This is a genomic window from Tenacibaculum sp. 47A_GOM-205m (assembly GCF_000518405.1).
GTDB classification, from domain to species: Bacteria; Bacteroidota; Bacteroidia; order Flavobacteriales; family Flavobacteriaceae; genus Polaribacter; species Polaribacter lutimaris.
In genome coordinates, this window is the sequence record NZ_JADN01000008.1 from 67,692 (window position 1) to 93,055 (window position 25,364).

A 25,364-nucleotide genomic window follows, 5' to 3' on the forward strand; every position below is an offset into this window, starting at 1 on the left:
TCCTAGCGGTAATTAAAATTAATTACGCTAATTCGTTTTTAATCCAATCGTATCCTTTTTCTTCAAGTTCTAAAGCAAGAGAAGCATCTCCTGTTTTAACGATTTTTCCATCGTGTAAAACGTGTACATAGTCAGGAACGATATAATCTAATAAACGTTGGTAGTGTGTAATAACTACTACTGCGTTGTCTTTAGATTTTAATTTATTAACTCCATTAGCAACAATACGTAGTGCGTCGATATCTAAACCAGAATCTGTTTCATCTAAAATAGCTAGTTTAGGCTCTAACATTGCCATTTGAAAAATCTCATTACGTTTTTTTTCACCTCCAGAAAAACCTTCGTTTAATGAACGAGATAAGAACTTACGATCGATTTCTAACAATTCTGATTTTTCACGAATCTTTTTTAACATGTCTTTAGCAGGCATTTCTTCTAAACCTTTTGCTTTACGAGATTCGTTAATAGCAGTTTTGATAAAATTCGTAACAGTTACTCCAGGAATTTCTACAGGATACTGGAATGATAAAAATACACCTGCATGTGCTCTTTCTTCAGGAGCTAATTCGCTAATATCTACACCTTCTAATTCAATAGAACCAGAAGTCATTTCGTAAGTTTCATTACCAGCAATTACAGATGATAAGGTACTTTTACCAGCACCGTTAGGTCCCATAATTGCATGAACCTCTCCTGCTTTTACTTCTAAGTTAATCCCTTTAAGAATATCTTTACCTTCTACTTGTGCGTGTAAGTTTTCTATTTTTAACATGTTTCTATGTCATTTCGCTTTTTTATCAAAAAGCATTTTTATTATTTTGAAGTTTTCAAATTAACAGATACGTTAATTATCCAACACTTCCTTCTAAACTAATTTCTAATAATTTTTGAGCTTCTACAGCAAACTCCATTGGTAACTTATTTAGTACTTCTTTACTAAATCCGTTTACAATTAATGCAATGGCTTTCTCGGTATCAATACCACGTTGGTTACAATAGAATAATTGGTCTTCACCAATTTTACTAGTGGTAGCTTCGTGTTCTATTTGAGCCGATTTATTTTTTACTTCAATGTAAGGGAAGGTGTGAGCACCACACTCATTACCCATTAATAAAGAATCACATTGCGAGAAGTTACGCGCGTTTTCTGCTCTAGAATTAATCTGAACTAATCCGCGGTAACTATTTTGTGATTTTCCAGCAGAAATTCCCTTAGAAATAATAGTTGATTTTGTATTTTTTCCTAAGTGAATCATCTTGGTACCTGTATCTGCTTGCTGGTGGTTATTGGTAACTGCAATTGAGTAAAATTCACCAACAGAATTGTTTCCTTTTAAAACACAACTAGGATATTTCCATGTAATTGCTGATCCTGTTTCAACCTGAGTCCAAGAAATTTTAGCATTGGTTTCACACAACCCTCTTTTAGTTACAAAGTTGAAAACACCACCTTTTCCTTCTGAATCACCAGGAAACCAGTTTTGAACTGTTGAATATTTTATTTCAGCATTGTCTAAAGCAATAAGCTCAACAACTGCTGCGTGTAATTGATTTTCGTCACGTTGTGGAGCGGTACATCCTTCTAAATACGAAACATAACTACTTTCGTCAGCAACAACTAAAGTACGCTCAAATTGCCCTGTTCCTCCTTCGTTAATACGGAAGTAAGTTGATAGTTCCATTGGACAACGAACCCCTTTTGGAATATAACAGAAAGATCCGTCAGAGAATACTGCTGAGTTTAATGCAGCATAAAAGTTATCAGTTGGTGGTACAACTGAACCAATATATTTTTTTACTAATTCTGGGTGCTCTTGAATTGCTTCAGAAATAGGCATAAAAATAATTCCTTTTTCAGCAAGTGTTTCTTTAAAAGTAGTAGCTACAGAAACAGAATCCATTACAATATCAACTGCTACGTTAGCTAATTTCTTTTGTTCCTCTAGAGAAATTCCTAATTTTTCAAAAGTGGCTAGTAAATCAGGGTCAACCTCATCTAAGCTGTTTAATTTAGGTTTCTTTTTAGGTGCTGAGTAGTAAGAAATATCTTGAAAACTCGGTTTTTTATAGGTAACATTAGCCCACTCTGGTTCTTCCATTTGTTCCCAAATTCTAAAGGCTTCTAAACGCCATTCAGTCATCCATTCTGGCTCGTTCTTCTTTTTAGAAATGGCACGAACGACATCCTCGTTTATCCCATTAGGAAACTTTTCACTTTCAATATCAGTATAAAAACCGTACTCGTATTCTTTGGTTTTTAATTCTTCTCTTAAATCGTCCTCGGTGTATTTACTCATCAGTTTTTTTGTATTCTTTTTGATGTATAGGTTTTATAGAGAAAAGCTTTCTCCACAACCACAAGTTCTGTTAGCATTAGGATTGTTAAACACAAAACCTTTACCGTTTAAACCTCCAGAATATTCTAAAGTTGTACCCACTAAGTATAAAAAGCTTTTTTTATCGACAACAATTTTTACCTCATTGTCTTCAAAAACTTTATCATTTTCTTGTTGGGTTTTGTCAAAAGTTAAGTCGTATGATAATCCTGAACAACCACCACTTTTTACTCCAACACGAACAAAGTCGGTTGTAGTATCAAATCCATCATCCGTCATTAGTTCAATGACTTTCTTTTTTGCTGTGTCTGAAACTTTTATCATCGTTTAAATAGATTAAATCTAAGTGAATTGCAAAGATAATGACAAAATATGATTTATATCATGTTTTGAAATGAATATAGTTATTAAACAATAAAATTTGTTTATACCTTAAAGCCTGTAGTAAATTATTGTTATATTATTGCTGAAAATCAGGATTGTTTATAAAATTATTATCAGAAAGACTCAAAAGAAAAGTTTTTAAATCGGCTTTGTCTTTGTCTGAAAGTTGAACACCTCCTTGGTTTACTTTTTTCATCAAAGGATCGATAGTTAATGATTGTTTTAATCCTTCAGAATAGTGATTAATTACCTCATCTAAAGTAGTAAATCTACCATCGTGCATATAGGGAGCGGTAAAAGCTAAGTTTCGTAGTGAAGGACTTTTAAACTTTCCATTGTCATTTGGATCTCCTGTAACAGCACCTAAACCTAAATCATTAAAGGTTTCGTCTAGCCCGTTGTTATGAAATTGATTGTCTGTCCAAAGTGGATTGTTGTCGCTACCATGACAATGAAAACAATCACCGCGAGCTTCATCCATGAAAACATTAAAACCGTTCAATTCTTCAGGAGTTAATTCAGTCTTACCTAAAAGGTATTGATCAAATTTTGAGCTTCCTGAAATCAAAGTTCTCTCAAACTGAGCAATTGCTTTTGTTACATGAGTTGAATCTATTTTAGAGGTTCCAAAAGCTTGCTGAAAAAGTGTTGGGTATTCAGTATGTTCTTGTAGTTTTTCTGCAACATTCTTCCAGTTGCTATGCATTTCAATTGGATTTCGAACGGGTGAAAAAGCCTGATGTTCGATGCTGAACTCTTTTCCATCCCACATAAAACGTTCGTCAAAATTCCATGCTAAATTAAATAAGGGCATTGAGTTTCGCGTTCCTAGTTTGCCATCAACACCTTCACTAAAACGAGTATTATCAGTAAAAGCTTTTTTGGGATTATGACAAGAGGCACAAGATTGTGTGTTGTCTTTTGATAAAATAGGGTCAAAAAATAATTTTTTGCCCAAAGCAATTCCTTCTTCGGTTAACGGATTATTTGTTGGGATAATTGGGGCAATTAATTTTTGCTGAAAAATTTCGGGGATTTTTAAACTTACTTGGACTGGAGTATATACATTTTCTATTTCTTCTTTTGAGGAGCAACTCATTAAAAGAAATAAGAATGAAAATAGGTATATACTTTTTTGTTTCATGTTTATTGTGTAATGGTTCCTAAACTAAAAACACCACTTCTTCCGTTTTCAGAAATATCTTTTTGAGCCTCAAAATCACCCATCAAATCAACGCTTTTTTCGTTTAAATTCCAGTCGTTAGGGGATTTAAACCATCCGGCTGCATTCATTTTAATTTCAATAGTAGCGTTGTTTTTTAACAAGATTGAGCCTGTTTCAATTGAAATAGAAGTGTCAACAATAGAGTCTTTTTCACTGTTGTAAGCTCTAACTGCATGGAAGTTGTAAGGATTTTTTACGCCTAAAGTATCTTTGTATTGACCATCTAGTTGCATAAAATGATATCCTCCACCCATCATATCAGGCACATTCCAATCTACAGAGTTTAAGTCGGTATAAGCACTGCTTATATTGTCTTTATCAATGAAGCCAAAAGTAAATAGCAGTTTATAACTTCCTTCTGATATTTTTTCTGGAAGAGCTAGTGTTAAATTATCAGGTTTGTTAATGTCTACTAGTTTATAACTATCAAATTTAGTAGTGTCGCTAGCGCCGTTAACAAGACTTACGCGAGAAATTAAATAACGTAGTCTACTTATGGTTAATTTACTTCCTGTTTTATTGGTAAACTCAGTGTTTTCTAAATCAGATCTTTCAATGATTGTACCATCCCAGTTTTGGGTAAATTTCAATTTTACTGAAATTTCTTTAATAGGTTCGTCATTGTCTGAGCTACAAGAAAGTATAACTAAACTGAATATAGTAAGGATTATTTTTTTCATTGGTTTATTTTATGTTAACAACTACTAAATCAGAAAAACCTTTGTTGGTTTCAATATCATAATTTGAACTCCAAGACTCCCCAACCACAATAATCTCTTGATTATTTAATTGAACAATTCCGTTGGCAGTATCAATTTCACTACCTCCAATAGATTTTTGCCATTCGAGTTTTCCGTTAGTAGCTATTTTTAGCACCCAAATATCGTTATTTCCGTTGTTATTCGTAAGGTTTTTATCACTACTTCTTGAATTTCCTACGATAAAGAAACCACCATCTAGAGCAGGAATAATTCCTTTAGAAACATCAAATGAAGTTCCTCCGTATGTTTTTTGCCAGATTAAATCTCCATCCGTGTTAATTTCAATAGCCCAAATATCTGAAGAACCATGGTTGCTGCTCACTTGTTGATTATTACTTCTAGTATTGCCTGTAAGAATAAAATTATTTTGAGGTGTTTTGGTAATAGCAAAAGCTTCATCTATTTCACTACCGCCATAATTTTTTTCCCAAAGAAGCTCACCTTGATTGTTAATTTTTACCACCCAGAAATCATAACTACCTCGGTTATTTGAAATGTCAACATCATCGCTGTCGCTAGAACCTACCAATAAAAAATTATTATTTTGAGTTTCTATCACATCGTATAGGGTATCGGTAAACGTACCACCATAGTAGCGAGACCATTGTTTTTCTCCATTAGAATCGAGTTTTATCACCCAATAGTCACCTCCTGCATGCCTATTAGTACTACGAGAGTTTCCTTCGCCTCCAGAAGCACTTACGTCTAACGTGCCACTGAGTAAAAAACCGTTATCAGAAGTTTGAATTATTGAAAAAGCTTGATCGGTTCCAGAAAAACCATAAGTTTTTTGCCAAAGTAAGTTCCCGTTACTGTCGGTTTTTAGTAGCCAAAAATCATAAGAACCGAAGTTTTCAGTTACATCTCCATCAATACTTCTACTAAATCCAGTGATTAAAAAGCCTCCATCAGCAGTTTGGATGATATCTTTGCCACGATCGTCATCACTCCCTCCATAGGTTTTAGTCCAAGTTAATTCGTTGTTACTATTGAATTTTAGTAGCCAATAATCATAACTACTGTTTGTTTTGTCGGTAATATCGTAATCAGTGCTTTGAGTGTGTCCAATAACAGCATAACCTCCATCAGTAGTACTAATTACTGAATGCCCAGCTTCGTTTAACGTACCTCCATATGTTTTTATAGATTGAATAGTGCCCGAATAGTTATTGGTTGGAGGATTATCATCTTTAGAACAAGATATAATCAGTAATATAAAAACGATATAAAATTTAGTAAATTTCATAAAATGGTTAAGGTTATTTTTTCTTCAAAATAAATAATCCTTTTTCAATATCACTCACTACAATATTTCCACTGTTAAAGAAAGGATACACACTCCAAACCCCATTAAAATCAGGGTTATTGTTTTCAGGATAAGTATCAAAATACCCTATTTCAGTCATTGTTCCTGAAGCAATGTTTGAAATGTCGTGCATTCTAACGCCAGCTCTGTAATTAGCTAGGTAAAAAGTATTGTTTTTTACATACCCATTATGGTCAATAGCTTCTGTAGGTCCATAGTATTCATTTAATAACTGAGGATTGTCTAAATCAAGCATATCAAAAATTAAAATTCTTGTTTTACTTACATTTCCTTTTAACTCATCATATTCGTCGCCAACAATAAAATAACGTTGATCATCGGTAAACCATCCTTGATGTGTGTAAGCTTCATTGTTATAGGAAATCTTAGAAATATTAACAGGGTTGGCTTTATTGGTAACATCAACTACTACAACTTCATTAGTTCCATTTACTTCTCCATTACTTCCTACTAAAATTTCCTTTCCTGTATAATCACTATCAGGACCTTTATAGTTGATTACTTGTGCATCGTGAGAATATCCGTCAGCAGCATACCCATCAGCTGAAACTGGATTTTTTGGGTCCTGTATATTAATAAAAAGTGGTCCGCCACTATATTGTGTGCTGCCAACTACGTAGGCAAATCCTGAATCTTCATTAATTACAATGTTGTGTGCTTTACCAAAAGTTGTAAAATGTGCATCAGTAGTAAAGGTTGCAGGAGGATTACTTACGTTACGAAGCCTAGTTAAATCAAAAACCTGCATTCCGTGAGCATTATCTCCTCTGTTATTATCGGCAACAATAAACGCATGATTGTTATATACTTTAATATCTCTCCATGGACTGCTAATGGTTGCTGTAGGTAGTTTTCCTAAATATATAGGGTTTTCAGTGTTGGTAATATCAATAAAGGCAGTACCGTTATCTAATCCCATAATAGCATATTCTTTGTTGGTTGTGGAATCTGTCCATCCCCAGCAATCATTTCCTTCAGCAGCTTGAAAAGTGTTTATTGGAATATGAAGTAGTAAGTCATAACCGTTACAAGGAAATTGCCCTGCAAAACCATTTTCACAAGGAATTTTATTTGTAGTTACACCATTATCACTATCGCATACATCACCAATGCCATCATTGTCTGTATCTTCTTGATTGGGGTTAGCAGTATCAGGACAGTTATCTTTTGTGTTTACTATTCCATCGTTATCTAGGTCTTCATCAATAAGTTTTATTTTAGGAGAAGAACAAGCTGCAAATGCTGCAAAACAAATAAAAAAGAAAATAATTTTATAAAGTTTCATGAAAAGGGATTTTAAAAGCACTAAATTAGGTAATTAACTGTAGATATAACATTCAAAAACAGCAAAACCCTATTTTTATTTTATGTGGATTCATTGAAGGAAATGAGTTTGTTTATTTACTTGTCATTATCTTTGCAACATGTTAGAAGATAAAAACCAAGAAAGAACTTCGTTGGCTGAACTTGGAGAGTTCGGATTAATCAACCATTTAACAAAACACTTTAAAATGTACCATTCTTCAACAATAAAAGGTGTTGGAGATGATGCTGCTGTAATTAGTGCATCTGATAAAGAAACTGTTATTACAACAGATTTGTTAGTAGAAGGGGTGCATTTTGATTTGAGCTATATGCCGTTAAAGCACTTAGGTTATAAAGCTGTAATGGTGAATTTGTCTGATGTATACGCAATGAATGCAACAGCCGAACAAATTACAGTATCAATAGCAGTGTCTAATCGTTTTCCTTTAGAGGCTATTGAAGAGTTGTATGCAGGAATTCAGTTAGCATGTGATACGTATAAAGTTGATTTAATTGGAGGGGATACTACTTCGTCAACCAAAGGAATTCTTATTTCTATTACTGCGATTGGAACAGCAAAAAAAGAGGATATTGTATATAGAAATGGAGCTAAACCAACAGATTTAATTGTAGTTTCTGGTGATTTAGGTGCTGCATATTTAGGATTGCAAGTTTTAGAGAGAGAAAAACAAGTATTTCAGGTGAATCCTCAAAATCAACCTGATTTAGATAATTACACGTATATAATTGAGCGTCAATTAAAGCCAGAAGCGCGTAAAGATATTTCTGAGTTGTTAAAAGAATTGGAAGTAAAGCCAACTTCTATGATAGATATTTCAGATGGGTTATCTTCTGAAATTATGCATATCTGCACCCAGAGTAAAACAGGATGTAAAATTTATGAGGATAAATTACCGTTAGATCCACAAGTGATTGCCACTTCAGAAGAATTTAATATGGATAGTACGATGATTGCTTTAAGTGGAGGAGAAGATTATGAATTGTTGTTTACAGTTTCAATTGATGATTACGATAAAATAAAAGGAAATCCCAATTTAACAGTTATTGGTCATATTACAGAGAAAGACCAAGGAATAAATTTAGTAACTCGTGCTAATCAAGAAATTGAATTAAAAGCTCAAGGTTGGAATTCTTTTAAAGATTAATTAAGAGAAAATATTTTTTATAAAGCACACTATGTCAGTGTGCTTTTTTAGTTTAGAAAAATAACATCTTTAAATTATTTAAGATCATATATTCTGGTATAAAAATTGTATCTTGGTCAGACAGAAAATTGAATATTAACAAAAAATCAAAAAAGAGAATGGGAATTTTTTCATTTATTAAAAATGCCGGAGCTAAAGTTTTTGGTGTAGGAAAAACAACTGAAGAAGAAGCTGCTGAAAAGGCTGCGAAATTAGTAGATGCAGTACATAAATTAGAGCTTTCTGTTGAGAATCTAGCAATTAATGTAGATGACGATAAAGCTGCTGTTACAGGAGAAGCAGCAGATTTAGCTACAAAAGAGAAAGTAGTTTTAGTAGTAGGAAATACTGAAGGGATTGCTTCTGTAGAGGATAATATGACAGTTAAAGAAGTTGAGGTTATTGAAGAAGCTGCTATGGCTCAGTTTCATACAGTAGTTAGTGGAGATTCATTAAGTAAAATTGCAAAAGAGTTTTATGGTGATGCAATGAAGTATCCTGTAATTTTCGAAGCAAACAAACCAATGTTAACACACCCAGATAAAATTTATCCAGGGCAAGTATTAAGAATACCACCTTTAGTGGACTAATCAAAAGTTAATCAACCAAAGGGAAAAGCACTGCATTTGCAGTGCTTTTTTAGTTGTAAAATATGTTATTTAGTTGTGAGTATAGGTTAAAAAAGTAACAGAAAAGAAGAAATTAATTGTCATCTTTGCAGCTGTTTTTAAAACTAGAAAAATGAACCAAAGAGCGTTAGCACTTACGGCAGCATCTATTGCAACACTTATTTACGGAGTTACATTTACAGTGGCCAAGGAAGTGATGGAAGGATATATTCAACCTTTCGGTTTCATATTACTTCGTGTTGGAGGAGCAGCTATAATTTTTTGGTTGTTAGGGCTTTTTGTAAAAGCACCATCTATAGAGAAAGCAGATTATAAAAGAGTGGCAATGGCGGCTTTTTTTGGTATTGCTTTTAACATGCTAACTTTTTTTAAAGGGCTAAGTTATACAACACCAATTAATGCATCGGTAATGATGGTAACTACGCCTATTTTAGTATTGATTTTTGCTAGTATTCTTTTAAAAGAGAAGCTTATTTTAAGAAAAATTGTGGGAGTTGTTGTTGGTATGGTGGGAGCTGTAATTTTAATAGCTTATGGAAATCCACTTAAAGGAGGGGCAACAAATATGGTGTTAGGTAACTTCTTGGTGTTTATTAATGCAGCGTCGTATGGTATGTATTTGGTGGTTGTAAAAAAACTAATAACAAAATACAATCCCATAGTTTTTGTAAAGTGGCTATATCTTTTTGGGTTAATAATGGTGCTTCCTTTTGGTTTCTTTGAATTGTTAGAAGTACAGTGGCAAACAATGCCCGTTTCAATTTTCTTAAAAGCAGGTTTTGTGGTGTTGTTTACGACCTGTATTACTTACTTGTTTAACTTATTTGCTTTGTCAAAATTAAAACCAACAACAGTAAGTGTTTTTATGTACTTGCAACCTGTAGTAGCGGCTATTTATGCATTGATAGTAGGAAGTGATCATTTAGATGTCGTTAAAATAGGAGCTGCGTTATTAATATTTTTTGGAGTATTTTTAGTAACAAAGCGTCCTGCTGAAACTCCCAATAAATAAACGTATCTTTGCCGATTATTAAACCGAAGTTATGATACAATCTATGACGGGGTATGGTAAATCCGTACTACATCTACCTTCTAAAAAAGTTACGATTGAAATTAAATCGTTAAACAGTAAAAATTTAGACTTAAACACTCGAATTCCTTCTTATTACAGAGAAAAAGAACTAGATGTTCGTAAAAAACTAGCAAGCAGTTTGGTACGAGGTAAGGTAGATTTTTCTATTTATGTAGAAATGACTGCGGATGAAACTTCAACTACGGTAAATACTGGTGTGGTACGAGAGTATATGCAACAGTTAAGAAATGTAACACAAGTAGGTTCTTCTAATGATGTAGAGTTAATGAAAATGGCAGTAAGAATGCCAGATGCATTAAAAACAGAACGCGAAGAATTAGATGAAGAAGAGTGGAAGCAAATAGATATTCATATTGATGAAGCTTTAAAGGAAATTATTCAATATAGAAGAGACGAAGCACAATCGTTAGAAGAAGATTTTAAAACAAGAATAGCAAATATTCAATCAGCTTTAGAAGAAGTTAAAAAGTTAGATGGTGATAGAATAGAACATGTTAAAGAACGTTTGCAAAAAGCATTAACAGATTTAAAAGTTGAGGTTGATGAAAATCGTTTTGAACAAGAGTTAATTTACTATTTAGAAAAGTTAGATATTAACGAAGAAAAAGTACGTTTAGCTAATCACTTAGAATATTTCTTACAACAATTAGCAACAGAAGATTCAAATGGAAAAAAATTAGGATTTATTGTACAGGAAATCGGAAGAGAAATCAACACAACAGGATCAAAAGCTAATTTTGCACCGATACAAAAATTAGTTATTCAAATGAAAGACGAGTTAGAAAAAATAAAAGAGCAAATTTTAAACGTTTTATAAAAATGTCGGAAGAATTTAAAGGGAAATTATTTGTGTTTTCAGCACCATCAGGTTCAGGTAAAACCACTATTGTACGTCATTTATTGGCGCAAGAACGTTTTAATTTGGAGTTTTCTATCTCTGCTACATCTAGAGAACCAAGAGGAGAAGAAGTTGATGGGAAAGATTATTATTTTATATCAGCAAAAGAGTTCAAGCAGAAAATAAAAAACGACGAGTTTTTAGAGTGGGAAGAAGTATATCGTGATAACTTTTATGGAACGTTAAAAACTGAAGTTGAACGAATTTGGGCACAAGGAAAACATGTAATTTTTGATATTGATGTTGTTGGAGGATTACGTATTAAAAAGAAGTTTCCTGAGGAGACTTTAGCTGTTTTTGTAAAACCACCTAGTGTTGATGAATTGAAAATTCGTTTGAAGAAAAGAAGTACCGAAAGCGAAGATAAAATTAACATGCGTATTGCTAAAGCTTCGGTAGAATTAGCAACAGCACCACAATTTGATAAAATCATCAAAAACTACGATTTACCTGTAGCTTTACAAGAAGCGGAAGATTTAGTAGATGATTTTTTAGGAATAGAAAAGAAAGTGAAAAACTGATAAAGAACAAGTCTAGTATCTATAAATATGAAAAATATCGGATTATACTTCGGAACTTTTAATCCAATTCATATAGGGCACTTAATTATAGCCAATCATATGGTTGAGTATTCTGATTTAGATGAAATTTGGATGGTGGTAACACCTCACAATCCATTTAAAAAGAAAAATTCTCTGTTAGATAATCATCATCGTTTAGATATGGTGTATTTGGCTACTGAAGAATATGAGAAAATTCAACCGTCAGATATAGAGTTTAGGCTTCCTCAACCAAATTATACAATCAATACGTTAGCGCATATTTCTGAAAAGCATCCAAATTACACATTTAGTTTGATTATGGGTGAAGATAATTTGAAAAGCTTGCATAAGTGGAAAAACTATGAGGCTATTTTAGAAGATTATAATATATATGTGTATCCTAGAGTTTCTGAAGGAATTGTAGAAAATCAGTTTAAGAATCATAAGAAAATTCATAGGGTTGATGCTCCAATAGTAGAAGTCTCTTCAACCATGATACGAAATGCAATAAAAGAAGAAAAAAACTGTAAACCTTTACTTCCTTTTAAAGTTTGGAAGTATATAGATGAGATGAACTTTTATAAAAAATAGTTTCGCCACTTTTTCGTTGTATATTTGAATCCCAAACAAGTATAAAACGTGTCAAAAAACAAGAAAAAAAGAAAGCTTAAACAGAAGCTTACAGATAAGTACAGGCTGGTAATTTTAAATGAAGATACATTTCAAGAACGATTTTCTTTAAAATTATCAAGGTTAAATGTATTTGTTTTTAGCGGAGTGTTTTCAATACTTCTTATAGTTTTAACAACGCTATTAATTGCATTTACAGGAATACGAGAGTATATACCAGGTTACTCTTCTACAGCATTAAAAAAGAAAGCTACTAGGTTAACTTATGAAGCCGATTCTTTAAGAAATAGGTTGGCAGTTATAGAAAGTTATACTAAAGCATTAAAACCAGTGTTAACGGGTGATATTGAACCTGAAAAAATAGACTCTATAACAACCGAAATGCAAACAATCGTTGTTGATGAAAGTAAGCTACAGGCCACAAAACAAGATTCACTTTTTAGAGAAAAGATAGATAATAAAGATCTTTTCCCATTGTATGAAGGAGGAGAGAACAGAATTAAAAACGTATTCTTTTCGCCTTTAACAGGTACTATTTCTCAGCCTTTTGATTTGAATGAAAAGCATTATGCAATTGATATCGTGGCACAAACAGGTACACCTGTAAAAGCTGTTGCAGACGGAACTGTAATTTTAGCTGAATGGACAGCAGAAACAGGATATGTGATAACAATTCAACACCCTAATGAATTTATTTCTGTGTATAAGCATAACGGAACCTTGTTAAAGGAGCAAGGTGATGTAGTAAAATCAGGAGAGGCTATTGCAAGTGTAGGATCAACAGGAGAGTTAACTACTGGGCCACATTTGCATTTTGAATTATGGAATAATGGATTTCCAGTAAATCCAACAAATTATATAGATTTTCAGTAGATGAGTATAAAATCAGTATTAGCAATTCCTTTCGCGAAAATTGTACGAAAGCAAGTGTACAAATGGGCAAATAATCCGCATAAAACACAAGAAAAAGTATTTCAGTATTTAGTTGCAGAAGGATGTAAAACAGCTTTTGGGAAAGATCATGATTTTGTGTCAATCAATAATTATGAAGATTTTAAAAAACGTGTTCCTATTAATGATTATGAAGGATTACGTTCTTATGTAGATAGAGTGGTTGAAGGAGAAGAAAATGTTTTGTGGAAAGGAAAACCATTGTATTTTGCTAAAACTTCAGGAACAACTTCGGGAGCGAAATATATACCGATAAGTAAAGAATCCATGCCAACACATATTTCTGCAGCACGCAACGCTTTGTTATTTTACATAGCAGAAACAAATGACGCTAGTTTTGTTGATGGAAAGATGATTTTTTTACAAGGAAGTCCAGTTTTAGAAGATAAAAACGGAGTGAAATTAGGGCGTTTAAGTGGAATAGCAGCACATTATGTTCCAAATTACCTCTTAAAAAACCGTTTACCGAGTTGGGAAACCAACTGTATTGAAGATTGGGATACCAAAGTAGATAAAGTAGTTGAAGAAACGTTGCCAGAGAATATGACGGTGATAAGCGGAATTCCGTCGTGGGTACAAATGTATTTTGAACGCTTAAAGGAGAAAACAGGTAAGAATGTTTCTGAACTCTTTCCAAACTTTAATTTTTTCGTGTATGGTGGAGTAAATTTCGAGCCTTACAAGAATAAGTTTGAAGCGTTGATAGGAAAAAAAATAGATTATGTAGAGTTATATCCTGCTTCTGAAGGATTTATTGCATATCAAGATTCGCAAACCGAAAAAGGTATGTTGCTACAATTAAATTCAGGAATGTTTTATGAATTTATTCCAGCAAATGAATTTTTTGATGAGAACCCAACAAGAATATCGTTAAAAGATGTTCAGTTAGGAGTAAACTATGTGATTATATTAAACACTTCTGCTGGTTTATGGGGGTATAATATTGGTGATACTGTAGAGTTCACTTCTTTAAAGCCTTATAGAATTAAAGTAACAGGACGTATAAAACACTTTATTTCTGCTTTTGGGGAGCATGTAATAGGAAAAGAGGTTGAAAAAGCATTAAATGATGCTATAAAAGGAACAGATGTTAACGTAAGTGAGTTTACAGTAGCCCCGCAAGTAAATCCAGAAAGTGGACTACCATATCATGAGTGGTTTATTGAGTTTGAAAATGAACCTGAGAATTTGGATGAGTTAGCATCTAAGATTGATGCTTCTATGCAAGAGCAAAATGTATATTACTTCGATTTAATTGAAGGTAAAATTTTACGCCCTCTTATCATTAGAAAAGTGAAAAAAGGAGGTTTTCATGAGTATATGAAATCCATAGGGAAGTTTGGAGGTCAGAATAAAATCCCACAGCTATCAGATAATAGAAAAATAGCGAATGTATTACAGAACTTCTTAGTTGAATAAAAAATAAAATGAAAATTGTAGCTACTAACATAGGAGAAAGAAAAGAAATTGATTGGAAAGGAAAAATCGTGACGACAGGAATTTTTAAATTCCCTGTTGAAACTCCTATTTTTTTAGATGTTGAAAAAGTAAAAGATGATGCTATTTGTGATAGAAAGTATCATGGAGGAATAGACCAAGCAGTGTATGCATATTCAGAAAAACATTATGCATATTGGAAAGAGTTATACCCTAATTTAGATTGGGAACTTGGAATGTTTGGTGAAAACTTGACTGTTTCGGATTTAGAAGAAAGTCAATTGCATGTAGGAGATACTTTTAAAGTGGGAGAAGTTATTATTGAAGTTACGAAGCCGCGTCAACCATGTATGAAACTTGGTGTACGTTTTAATAACATGAAAATTGTAAAACAGTTTTGGCAACAAAACTTACCAGGAGTCTATTTTAAAATACTTCAAACGGGTTTTGTAAAAGTTGGAGATAAGTTTGAACAGATTAAAAGCTGCCCTCAAAACCCAACCATTGAAGAAGTTTATATGACAAAAAGGAAAGAAAAAGGTATGTAGTTAATTGTTTTTATGCAGGAGTATTCCAGCCATGTATAAAGTTCTTAATAATTAAACTAAAGAATTCAAAAGTTACAATTATAGCTGTAATCGCTCCAATTATTCTTAATGCTTTCTTATTCATTCTGCTTTTGTTCTAACTCAAACACTTTTTGTAGCATCTTATCGTCTTGTTGATCCACCTTATACAAACCTTCGTCACTAAAAAGTTCGCGAGCTATCAACACTTTTAAGTTACTACGAAGTTGATTTTTTGTTCTTTCAGAAAGTCTGAAATCTTTAATTTCTTCTAGGAATTTATTAGAAATGCTATGGTCTTTATCAAAGTTTTTAATAAAATCATCTACCGTTATAGTGGCTAGTTTTTTACGGTTATCGTCTACATACGAAAAAGCAAAATCATTTAAAGGACGGAAGAATATTGTAGGAATGTAAGAAGAGGTGTCTACGGCAACAAAGTAATCAGGGATGATTCCACCACCGCCGTATACTATTTTTCCTTTAGGAGTTGTGTATTTTAAACTATCTACAGTTTTGATACTGTCTTTGTTGAAAAGCTCACCGTTTTCTAGTCGGTGTTCAAAGTCATGACTGTATTCTTCAGAGTCAGTTTCTGCTTTATAAGGTTTTTGAATAGATCGTCCTGTTGGAGTGTAATACCTAGCAGTAGTTAATCGCACTGCAGAACCATCACCTAAATCCATTTCTTGTTGCACTAATCCTTTACCGAAGGAACGACGCCCGATAATTATTCCTTTATCATTATCCTGTAAAGCACCAGCCACAATTTCAGAAGCAGAAGCAGAATTTTCGTCAATTAGAACATACAATCCGCCATGTTCAAAATCACCTTTATTTGTAGCAAAAGACTCAACAACATCACCTTTATTGTTTTTAGTGAATACAATAAGTTTTTTATCTTCTAAAAACTCATCTACAATGTCATTAGCAATATCTATAAAACCACCACCGTTACCACGAAGATCTAAGACTAAGTCGGTCATTCCTTTCGTAAGTAATTTGTTTAAAGAGGTTTTAAATTCTACATAAGTGTTACGAGCAAAACGGTCTAGTTTTATATAACCAACACTATCGTTTAGCATATACGCAACATCAACACTTTTAATATTTACTTTACCACGATTAATAGTGATATCAAAAATACTGTCGTTGGTTTTTCTATAAATCTGTAAATCAACTTTAGTATCTGGCTTCCCTTTTAAAGCTTTCATTATTTGGGAAGTTTGTAGGTTTCTTCCGTATAGCGTATCCTTATCAGCAAGTAAAATTCTATCACCTGCTTTTATACCAGCTTCAATACTAGGGCCTCCTTTAATAGGTTCAATAACTGTTATAGTATCACCAATCATACGAAATTGAACACCAATTCCAACAAAATTACCTTGCATGTTTTCGGTAACTAATTGCAAGTTTTCCTTTGGAATATATACAGAGTGTGGGTCTAATTTACCTAGCATTTCAGCAATGGCACCATCTAATAGTTCGTCAGTGTTTACATTATCAACATAATCACTTTGAATGTAATCTATCAAGCGTTTTATTTTACGTTCACTAGAAGTGCTTTTATTGATAAAGTTGCTTGAGCCTCCACCGCTAAAAAAAGTTCCGATAAGAATACCGAAAACCACTGCGATAGATAAATATATAGGTAAATTATTCTTGTTCATTTGGTAAATATGTCAATTCAACACCTGCTTTTTCTAAAAAATCCAATCCTGATCGATCTTTGTATGCTTGTGAATATACTACACGTTTTATTCCTGCCTGATGTATCAATTTACTACATTGTTGGCAAGGTGATAAAGTTATATACAAGGTAGCACCTTTGCACGATTGTGTAGAAGAAGCTACTTTTAAAATAGCATTGGCTTCGGCATGCAATACATACCATTTAGTGTAGCCTTCTTCATCTTCGCAAAAATTTTCGAACCCAGAAGGAGTGCCATTATAACCATCAGAAATAATCATTCTATCTTTAACAATTAAGGCACCTACTTTTTTGCGAATACAGTGAGAAAGTTGTCCCCATTCTTTTGCCATTTTTAAATAGGCAATGTCATATTTTAATTGTTTTTTTTTCAAAATATTTAGTGTGATTTTTTCTTAGTTAAGCTAAGGTAATTAGATTTGAGTTGGTTAGGCGTTAATTTTTTACCAAAAAACACGGTCAAACATCATTTGTAAAGCGAAACCGATAACGATAGACGACATGATTAAAATCCAATCACGACGGTTTACACTAAAGATTGATTGTACTAGAGCTCCGATTAATAAAATACCTAATACAATAATAATTTGTGCTACTTCTACACCTAAAGCAAACTCTACTAAAGGTAAAAACTTATCAGAAGTTTTACCAATCATAATTTTAAAATAGTTGGAAAAACCAAGTCCGTGAATTAGTCCAAAAAATAAAGCAAAAAATAAATTCTGATTTTCTTTTCCTACCGATGCTTTTTTAGCAGTTAATACATTCATTAATCCAGTAATAAAAATGGTTAGTGGAATTAAAAATTCAATTAAATCTGCTCGTACGTTCAAAATCCCGTAAGCCGAAAGAGCTAACGTTATTGAGTGTCCAATAGTAAATAAAGTAATTAACCACAAAACTTTAGTCCACTGCTTAAATTGATATACAACAGCTAATACGATTAAAAATAAAATGTGGTCATAGGCTTTAAAATCAAGTACATGAAACAAGCCCATTTTAAAGTAGAAGATAAAATCGTTCATTCGGGGTTTTAAATTTTTATTTGTCGATCTATTTGTTGGTCTAAAGATATAAAAGTTTCGGTTCTTGAAACTCCTTTTATGGTTTGAATATCCTTATTTAACAAGTGCATTAAATCTTCATTATTCTTACACAGTATTTTAATAAAAATAGCATAGTTACCCGTGGTATAGTGGCTTTCTACAATTTCAGGAATTTCTTTTAAACGTTTAATAGCTGAAGAGTATAAACTGGCAGAATCTAAAAATACGCCAACAAAAGCGGTAGTAGTATAGCCTAGAGCTTTGGGGTTTAACACCATTTTATAACCTTCGATCAAATCTGATTCATCTAATTTTCGTAACCGTTGATGAATCGCAGCGCCAGATATCCCTACTTCTCGAGCAATACTTAAAATAGGAGTTCTAGCGTCATTAACCAATCTTTTGATAATGATTTTATCTATTCCGTCAATTTTCAATTTTTTTGCCATGTAACAAAAATAGAAAAAGTTAATTAGAGTACGTTTTTTAATATTCTGTACCTTTACAGTTATGTATGCGTTGGTAGATTGTAATAACTTTTATGCTTCTTGCGAACGGGTTTTTAATCCGAATTTGCAAGGAAAACCAGTAGCCATTTTAAGCAATAATGATGGTTGTGTTATTTCAATGAGTGATGAAGCAAAAAAGTTACAGCTTCCATTTGGGGCACCAATTTTTAAGTGGGATCAGTTCTGTAAAAACAACAATATCTCGGTACTGTCCTCAAACTATCCACTATATGGTGATATGAGTGCTAGGGTGATGAAGATTTTAGAACAATTTTCTCCAGATGTAGAAGTATACTCTATTGATGAAGCTTTTTTACAATTCAAAGGTTTTGATGAGTATGATTTTAATTCCTACGGGAAAGAAATTAGAGAAAGACTATTGAAGTGGACGGGGATTCCAACCTGTGTAGGAATTGCACCAACAAAAGCGTTAAGTAAAGTAGCCAATAAAATAGCTCGTAAATTTCCAAAAGAAACAGGAGGAGTATATGTAATAAATTCCGAAGAAAAAAGAATTAAAGCATTACAGTGGACTCCTATAGAAAGTGTTTGGGGAATTGGAAGAGGTATACAGAAGAGGTTGCTCGCCAAAGGATGTAAAAAAGCATATGATTTTACCCAGTTAGATGATAATTGGGTATTGAAAAATCTTTCTATAACAGGCTGGAAGTTGAAAAAAGATTTAGAAGGAGAGTCTAAAATAGAATTAGATGAACCTACTAATAAGAAAGCAATAGCAACAACCCGAAGTTTTGAATATATATTTTCTGACTTAGATAATATTAAAGAAAGAATTTCAACCTTTGCAGTAAGTTGCGCAGAAAAATTACGCAAACAAAACTCTAGTTGTCATATGGTGATTGTTTTGCTACGAAGTGATTATCATAAAAAAGATACTGAACAACATCGAGTAAGTAAAACAGTTGTGTTTCCATATCCAACAAACTCTACATTAACGATAAGTAAAAGTGCAGTACAAGCGGTAACAACTATATTTAAAGAAGGAATAAAGTATAAAAGAGCAGGAGTTATTGTAACAGGATTGGTTCCTTCAGATAATTATCAGATAGATATGTTTGCAAGCGAAAATCCGAAGCATGCCTCTTTAATGAGTGCGATTGATAAAATTAATCAAACTTATAAAGCAGATAAGATTAAATTAGCCAATCAAGATTTACAACGTACTTGGAAGATGCGTCAAGAACGATTATCGCCCAAATACACTACAAATATTAACGATATTATTAAGGTAAAATAAGTTTAGTTAAATAACAAACAATAAGATGTTACGAAAATTAAAGCCAGTAAAAGCATCAGAGGCATTGACTTTTTTCTTACCAAAAGAGTTAAATGAAAGTGAAGGAGCTATTTTTATGGATACAGGTATTTCTGCAGGGTTTCCTTCACCTGCTGATGATTTCAGGGAAACGCGTATTTCGTTAGATGAAGAACTTATTAGAAATAAAGAAGCTACTTTTTTTGCACGAGTAAGTGGACAATCGATGATTGGTGCAGGTTTGGATGATAATGATTTATTGGTGATTGATAGAAGTATTCCACCTACAAATAACAAAATAGCAGTATGTTTTTTAGATGGTGAGTTTACCGTAAAACGTTTGCGAGTTGAAGGTAGTGAAGTTTGGCTACAACCTGAAAACCCAGATTATCCAATTATAAAAATCACTGAAGAAAATAATTTTATCATTTGGGGAATTGTAACCAATGTAATTAAGAAAGTATAAAAAAAATCCAGCATTTGCTGGATTTTTTGTCTTTGTTCTTTAGTACAAAAGGTTTATGCCTAGAATGTCTTAACAAAACTCGTCGTAAGCAGCCGCTAAGTTCTGAGCAATTGCTTCAGCAGAACGTCCTTCAATATGATGACGCTCTAACATGTGTACTAAATTTCCGTCTTTAAATAAGGCAATTGCAGGTGATGATGGAGGGAAAGGAATCATATATTCTCTTGCCTTCGCAGTAGATTCTTTTTCTACTCCTGCAAAAACAGTTGTTAAATGTGTAGGAGTTTTATCAGCTCCTAAAGAAGCAATAGCTCCTGGTCTTGCAGTACCTGCTGCACATCCACAAACTGAGTTTACCATTACTAACGTAGTTCCTTCTTTTGCTAAAGCATTGTCAACATCTTCAGCAGTATATAAAGCTTCAAAACCAGCGTTGATTAATTGGTCACGCATTGGTTTTACTAATTCTTCTGGATACATATTTTTGAATTAAATTTTAAAGCAAAGATACTGCTTTTCATGGCAACAATCAACTTGAAATAGCCATGGTTGTAGTTGCTTAATATTTTATCTTTGCATTTTTAAATTTTATAAATGGGAAAATTTGCAAAATGGCTTGGGGCTGGAGCAGGCTTTACATTAGGAGGCCCAATTGGGGCTATTGTAGGATTTGTTGTGGGTAGTTTTATAGATGGGATTTCAGTAGAAGATTTTAAAGAAGAACAACAAGAGTATCAAAAAAGACAACATCAAGGAACAAGAGGAAGAGCTACATCAGGAGACTTTGAAATTAGCTTACTAATATTAGCATCGGTAGTTATAAAATCGGATGGTAAAATAGACCAACGAGAGTTAGATTATGTTCGTATGTACTTTGTAAAAATGTACGGAAAAGAACGAGCAAATCATGCATTTAAATTGTTTAACGGAATTATTAAAAAACAAATTTCAACACGTCAAGTTTGTTTGCAAATCCGCCAGTACATGTCGCATGCTACGCGATTACAATTAGTTCATTTTTTATTCGGAATAGCACAAGCAGATGGACAAGTAACGGGTAATGAAGAGCAAGAGATTAGAAAGATAGCAAGTTACTTATACATCAACGAATATGATTATTCATCAATAAAAGCCATGTTCTATAATGAATCTGATAGCGCTTATAAAATGCTTGAAATAACTAAAGAAGCTACGAATGACGAGGTGAAAAAAGCATATCGAAAAATGGCTAAAAAGCATCATCCAGACAAGTTGCAAAACTTAGGAGAGGAGCATAAAAATGGAGCAAACGAAAAGTTTCAAAAAATTCAAGCAGCTTACGAACAGATTAAAAAGGAAAGAGGAATTAATTAGTTTGTTTGCTTAAAAATAGAATTCACAATAAAAACGCCTTTTTTAAGGCGTTTTTTTATATCTCAAACTCAACAATTACAAGAAAATACGTAATTTCGCACATTCAATTAATAAACCGACAAAATGAGTAAGAAGTTTACTGAATACAAAGGATTGGATTTACCAAAAGTAGCAGAAGAAATATTAAACTATTGGGAAGAAAACAACATCTTTGAAAAAAGTATTACTACACGTGAAGGAAACGAACCATTTGTGTTTTTTGAAGGACCACCTTCAGCAAACGGTTTGCCAGGAATTCATCACGTAATGGCACGTGCCATTAAAGATATTTTTTGTCGTTATAAAACCCAAAAAGGATACCAGGTTAAGCGTAAAGCAGGTTGGGATACGCATGGTTTACCTGTAGAATTAGGAGTTGAAAAAGAATTAGGAATCACCAAAGAAGATATCGGAACAAAAATTACAGTTGAAGAATACAACGAAGCTTGTAAAAAAGCTGTAATGCGTTATACCGATATTTGGAATGACCTAACTCAAAAAATGGGATATTGGGTAGATATGGAAGATCCATATATTACCTATAAACCAAAATATATGGAATCGGTTTGGTGGTTGTTAAAACAAATCTATAATAAAGATTTGTTGTACAAGGGCTACACAATTCAACCGTATTCACCAAAAGCTGGAACAGGATTAAGTTCGCATGAGTTAAATCAACCAGGAACGTATCAAAACGTTACAGATACTACAGTAGTAGCTCAGTTTAAAACGATAAAAGAAACATTACCAGACTTTTTACAAGTTGATGGAGATGTACACTTTTTAGCTTGGACAACTACACCATGGACACTTTCATCTAATACAGCATTAACGGTCGGACCAAAGATTGATTATGTTTTAGTTGAAACAAAAAATCAATATACTGATGAACCAATAAAAGTAATTTTAGCTAAACAACTTATCAAGAAGCAATTTGATAAAAATTTTATAGAGGTTAATGATTTTAAAGGAAGTGCTTTAGAGATAATAAGTAATTATGTTTCCAATAGTCCTTCTTCAGAAGATCAAAGTTTTTCATTTGCAATTGAAAACTTTTCTGTAGGGTTTGATAATGCATTAACTGATTTTTTCACAAAAAAAGGGGCGTTCAATTTATCAAATCTTCATCTATCTTCCGAAGAAATAATAATGAGGAAGCTTACAGCATTAGATAAACTACTAAAAAAGATTCCTTATAAAATAGTAAAAGAATTTAAAGGAGCCGATTTGGTAGGTATTAAATACGAGCAATTATTACCATTTGCTTTACCATATCAAAATCCAGAAAATGCTTTTAGAGTAATTTCGGGAGATTTTGTAACTACCGAAGATGGTACAGGTATCGTACATACAGCCCCAACATTTGGTGCTGATGATGCTTTAGTTGCAAAACAAGCAACTCCAGAAGTGCCGCCAATGTTGGTGTTAGATGAAAATGAAAACCCAGTTCCACTAGTAGATTTACAAGGGAAATTTCGCCCAGAAATGGGAGAATATGCAGGTAAATATGTAAAGAATGAATACTATACAGATGGTGAGGCTCCAGAAAAATCGGTAGATGTAGAATTAGCAATTCAACTAAAAAGAGAAAACAAAGCCTTTAAAGTTGAAAAATATGTGCACAGTTATCCGAACTGTTGGCGTACCGATAAACCAATTTTATATTATCCATTAGATTCTTGGTTTATCAAGGTAACCGATGTAAAGGATAAAATGTTCGATTTAAACGAAACTATTAACTGGAAGCCAAAATCAACAGGAGAAGGACGTTTTGGTAACTGGTTAAAAAATGCGAATGATTGGAACTTATCACGTTCTCGTTTTTGGGGAATTCCATTACCAATTTGGCGTACTGAAGACGGAACAGAGCAAATCTGTATCGGTTCTGTAGCTGAATTAAAAGAAGAGATTCAAAAGTCAGTTAATGCTGGCGTAATGTCTGAAGATATTTTTGCTGATTTTGAAGTAGGAAATATGTCAGAAGATAACTATGATAAAATTGACTTACACAAAAATGTAGTAGATAAAATTATTTTAGTTTCTGCCTCAGGAAAACCAATGAAGCGTGAAAGCGATTTAATTGATGTATGGTTCGATTCTGGTTCTATGCCATATGCACAATGGCATTACCCATTTGAAAACAAAGAATTAATTGATAATAAAGAAAGTTATCCAGCGAATTTTATTGCAGAGGGAGTAGACCAAACTCGTGGGTGGTTCTACACTTTACATGCTATTGGAACTATGGTGTTTGATTCTGTAGCTTATAAAAATGTAGTGTCTAATGGATTGGTGTTAGATAAGAACGGACAAAAAATGTCAAAGCGTTTAGGAAATGCTGTTGATCCGTTTACTACGTTATCAGAATATGGTCCAGATGCTACACGTTGGTATATGATATCAAATGCAAATCCTTGGGATAACTTAAAATTTGATTTAGCAGGAATAGAAGAAGTAAAACGTAAGTTCTTCGGAACTTTATATAATACCTATTCATTCTTCTCTTTATATGCAAACATTGATAACTTCACCTATAGTGAAGCTGAAATAGCTATTAATGAAAGACCGGAGATAGACCGTTGGATTTTATCTGAATTAAACACGTTAGTTCAAAAGGTAGATAAATTCTATGCAGAATACGAACCAACCAAGGCAACTAGAGCTATTTCTGATTTTGTACAAGATCATTTAAGTAACTGGTATGTACGTTTATGTAGAAGACGTTTCTGGAAAGGAGAATATGCGCAAGATAAAATTTCAGCATATCAAACGTTATACACTTGTATGTTAACGGTAGCTAAATTAGGTTCTCCAGTAGCACCTTTCTTTATGGATCGTTTGTATAAAGATTTAATAAAAGCTACAGGAAAAGAAAGTTTTGAAAGCGTACATATAGCAGAGTTTCCTAAATATAATGCTGATTTAGTAGATAAGTCGTTAGAGCGAAAAATGGAAAATGCACAAACAATATCTTCGTTAGTACTATCTTTAAGAGCTAAAGAAAAAATTAAAGTACGTCAACCGTTACAAAAAATTATGATTCCTGTATTGGATGCAACGCAGAAGGAAGAAATTTTAGCAGTAGCAGACTTAATAAAATCAGAAGTTAATGTTAAGGAGATAGAATTATTAGACGATGCTTCAGGGATTTTAGTAAAACAAATCAAACCAAATTTTAAAGCTTTAGGGCCTAAGTTTGGTAAAGATATGAAGTTGATAGCTAATGAAATACAAAGCTTTACACAAGAAGACATCTTCAAAATAGAAAAAGAAGGAGAAATTTCTGTGGAAGTTAATAATAAAATGATTACTTTAGGAACCGCTGATGTAGAGATTTCATCAAAAGATATCGAAGGTTGGTTGGTGGCTAATGCAGAAGGGTTAACCGTTGCTTTAGATGTTACAATAAACGACGAATTACGCAAAGAAGGTGTGGCAAGAGAATTGGTAAACAGAATTCAAAACGCACGAAAAGACACAGGTTTAGAAGTAACCGATAAAATAAAATTAACCATTTTACAAGCTGATGATTTAAGAGAATCGGTATTGGCAAATGAAAACTACATTAAAGCAGAAACATTAACAAACGAACTAGTTTTTGTTGATGATTTAAAAAATGGTACAGAAATTGAGTTTGATACCATTAAAAGTAGAATGTTAATTGAAAAAATATAG

Annotated in this window: 25 protein-coding genes; 13 read left to right on the forward strand and 12 right to left on the reverse strand. The window is 32.9% G+C overall.

Annotated elements, in window-relative coordinates:
- Positions 1 to 22: 22 nt before the first annotated feature.
- The 7 genes from sufC to N534_RS14660 form a co-directional block, all read right to left on the reverse strand.
- A complete protein-coding gene (gene sufC / locus N534_RS0109075; protein ID WP_028892186.1) occupies positions 23 to 772 on the reverse strand; it encodes a Fe-S cluster assembly ATPase SufC in 750 nt (249 codons plus the stop codon).
- A gap of 76 nt (positions 773 to 848) precedes the next feature.
- Complete coding sequence (gene sufB / locus N534_RS0109080) at positions 849 to 2,297, reverse strand: Fe-S cluster assembly protein SufB (protein ID WP_028892187.1); 1,449 nt, start codon at positions 2,295 to 2,297, stop codon at positions 849 to 851.
- A 33-nt stretch (positions 2,298 to 2,330) separates the two neighbouring features.
- Positions 2,331 to 2,660, reverse strand: a complete 330-nt coding sequence (locus N534_RS0109085; protein WP_028892188.1) for an iron-sulfur cluster assembly accessory protein — start codon at positions 2,658 to 2,660, stop codon at positions 2,331 to 2,333.
- 136 nt (positions 2,661 to 2,796) lie between these two features.
- Positions 2,797 to 3,864 carry a cytochrome-c peroxidase gene (locus N534_RS0109090; protein ID WP_028892189.1) on the reverse strand — a complete coding sequence of 356 codons (1,068 nt, stop codon included), beginning with the start codon at positions 3,862 to 3,864 and terminating at the stop codon, positions 2,797 to 2,799.
- Between the two features lie 2 nt (positions 3,865 to 3,866).
- Positions 3,867 to 4,625: an MbnP family protein gene (locus N534_RS0109095; RefSeq protein ID WP_028892190.1), complete on the reverse strand. Its 759-nt coding sequence runs from the start codon at positions 4,623 to 4,625 to the stop codon at positions 3,867 to 3,869.
- Between the two features lie 4 nt (positions 4,626 to 4,629).
- Entirely contained in the window at positions 4,630 to 5,952 is a 1,323-nt protein-coding gene (locus N534_RS0109100; RefSeq protein ID WP_028892191.1) for a hypothetical protein, read from the reverse strand.
- A gap of 13 nt (positions 5,953 to 5,965) precedes the next feature.
- Positions 5,966 to 7,318, reverse strand: coding sequence for a choice-of-anchor B family protein (locus tag N534_RS14660; RefSeq protein ID WP_081728306.1), 1,353 nt, complete (start codon positions 7,316 to 7,318; stop codon positions 5,966 to 5,968).
- 139 nt (positions 7,319 to 7,457) lie between these two features.
- Between N534_RS14660 and thiL the strand changes: the two genes are divergently transcribed.
- From thiL to N534_RS0109150, 9 genes are all read left to right on the forward strand, one after another.
- Complete coding sequence (thiL, locus tag N534_RS0109110; RefSeq protein ID WP_028892192.1) at positions 7,458 to 8,504, forward strand: thiamine-phosphate kinase; 1,047 nt, start codon at positions 7,458 to 7,460, stop codon at positions 8,502 to 8,504.
- A gap of 158 nt (positions 8,505 to 8,662) precedes the next feature.
- Entirely contained in the window at positions 8,663 to 9,133 is a 471-nt protein-coding gene (gene lysM, locus N534_RS0109115) for a peptidoglycan-binding protein LysM (protein WP_028892193.1), read from the forward strand.
- 151 nt (positions 9,134 to 9,284) lie between these two features.
- Positions 9,285 to 10,184, forward strand: coding sequence for a DMT family transporter (locus tag N534_RS0109120; RefSeq protein ID WP_028892194.1), 900 nt, complete (start codon positions 9,285 to 9,287; stop codon positions 10,182 to 10,184).
- A 31-nt stretch (positions 10,185 to 10,215) separates the two neighbouring features.
- A complete protein-coding gene (locus N534_RS0109125) occupies positions 10,216 to 11,082 on the forward strand; it encodes a YicC/YloC family endoribonuclease (protein ID WP_231517316.1) in 867 nt (288 codons plus the stop codon).
- Positions 11,083 to 11,084: 2 nt separating this feature from the next.
- Positions 11,085 to 11,684 (forward strand): guanylate kinase, encoded by a 600-nt coding sequence (gene gmk, locus N534_RS0109130; RefSeq protein ID WP_028892196.1) that lies wholly within the window; start codon positions 11,085 to 11,087, stop codon positions 11,682 to 11,684.
- A gap of 27 nt (positions 11,685 to 11,711) precedes the next feature.
- A complete protein-coding gene (gene nadD, locus N534_RS0109135) occupies positions 11,712 to 12,296 on the forward strand; it encodes a nicotinate (nicotinamide) nucleotide adenylyltransferase (RefSeq protein ID WP_028892197.1) in 585 nt (194 codons plus the stop codon).
- 48 nt (positions 12,297 to 12,344) lie between these two features.
- A complete protein-coding gene (locus tag N534_RS0109140; RefSeq protein ID WP_028892198.1) occupies positions 12,345 to 13,208 on the forward strand; it encodes a M23 family metallopeptidase in 864 nt (287 codons plus the stop codon).
- On the forward strand, positions 13,209 to 14,705 hold the full coding sequence (locus tag N534_RS0109145) for a GH3 auxin-responsive promoter family protein (protein ID WP_028892199.1): 1,497 nt from the start codon (positions 13,209 to 13,211) through the stop codon (positions 14,703 to 14,705).
- A gap of 8 nt (positions 14,706 to 14,713) precedes the next feature.
- Positions 14,714 to 15,271 carry an MOSC domain-containing protein gene (locus N534_RS0109150; RefSeq protein WP_028892200.1) on the forward strand — a complete coding sequence of 186 codons (558 nt, stop codon included), beginning with the start codon at positions 14,714 to 14,716 and terminating at the stop codon, positions 15,269 to 15,271.
- 116 nt (positions 15,272 to 15,387) lie between these two features.
- Here the strand turns inward: N534_RS0109150 and N534_RS0109160 are convergent, their stop codons facing one another.
- The 4 genes from N534_RS0109160 to N534_RS0109175 all read right to left on the reverse strand — a co-directional run bounded on the left by N534_RS0109160 (position 15,388) and on the right by N534_RS0109175 (position 18,495).
- On the reverse strand, positions 15,388 to 16,959 hold the full coding sequence (locus tag N534_RS0109160) for a S41 family peptidase (RefSeq protein ID WP_028892201.1): 1,572 nt from the start codon (positions 16,957 to 16,959) through the stop codon (positions 15,388 to 15,390).
- Positions 16,946 to 17,377 (reverse strand): dCMP deaminase family protein, encoded by a 432-nt coding sequence (locus N534_RS0109165; protein ID WP_028892202.1) that lies wholly within the window; start codon positions 17,375 to 17,377, stop codon positions 16,946 to 16,948. Before N534_RS0109165 ends, N534_RS0109160 begins: the two co-directional genes overlap by 14 nt.
- A 66-nt stretch (positions 17,378 to 17,443) precedes the next feature.
- Positions 17,444 to 18,025 (reverse strand): HupE/UreJ family protein, encoded by a 582-nt coding sequence (locus tag N534_RS0109170; protein ID WP_028892203.1) that lies wholly within the window; start codon positions 18,023 to 18,025, stop codon positions 17,444 to 17,446.
- Between the two features lie 8 nt (positions 18,026 to 18,033).
- Positions 18,034 to 18,495, reverse strand: a complete 462-nt coding sequence (locus N534_RS0109175; RefSeq protein WP_120186168.1) for an Lrp/AsnC ligand binding domain-containing protein — start codon at positions 18,493 to 18,495, stop codon at positions 18,034 to 18,036.
- 61 nt (positions 18,496 to 18,556) lie between these two features.
- On the opposite strand from N534_RS0109175, the gene N534_RS0109180 reads away from it, so the two are divergent.
- Together N534_RS0109180 and N534_RS0109185 are read left to right on the forward strand one after the other, a co-directional pair.
- Complete coding sequence (locus tag N534_RS0109180; protein ID WP_028892205.1) at positions 18,557 to 19,813, forward strand: Y-family DNA polymerase; 1,257 nt, start codon at positions 18,557 to 18,559, stop codon at positions 19,811 to 19,813.
- Between the two features lie 25 nt (positions 19,814 to 19,838).
- Complete coding sequence (locus tag N534_RS0109185; RefSeq protein ID WP_028892206.1) at positions 19,839 to 20,297, forward strand: LexA family transcriptional regulator; 459 nt, start codon at positions 19,839 to 19,841, stop codon at positions 20,295 to 20,297.
- A 69-nt stretch (positions 20,298 to 20,366) separates the two neighbouring features.
- On the opposite strand, the gene N534_RS0109190 is transcribed toward N534_RS0109185, so the two are convergent.
- Positions 20,367 to 20,777, reverse strand: coding sequence for a BrxA/BrxB family bacilliredoxin (locus tag N534_RS0109190; protein ID WP_028892207.1), 411 nt, complete (start codon positions 20,775 to 20,777; stop codon positions 20,367 to 20,369).
- A gap of 114 nt (positions 20,778 to 20,891) precedes the next feature.
- Here N534_RS0109190 and N534_RS0109195 point away from each other — a divergent pair, with 114 nt between their 5' ends.
- Both N534_RS0109195 and ileS read left to right on the forward strand, forming a co-directional pair.
- A complete protein-coding gene (locus tag N534_RS0109195; protein WP_028892208.1) occupies positions 20,892 to 21,650 on the forward strand; it encodes a TerB family tellurite resistance protein in 759 nt (252 codons plus the stop codon).
- A gap of 123 nt (positions 21,651 to 21,773) precedes the next feature.
- Positions 21,774 to 25,364 (forward strand): isoleucine--tRNA ligase, encoded by a 3,591-nt coding sequence (gene ileS, locus N534_RS0109200; protein ID WP_028892209.1) that lies wholly within the window; start codon positions 21,774 to 21,776, stop codon positions 25,362 to 25,364.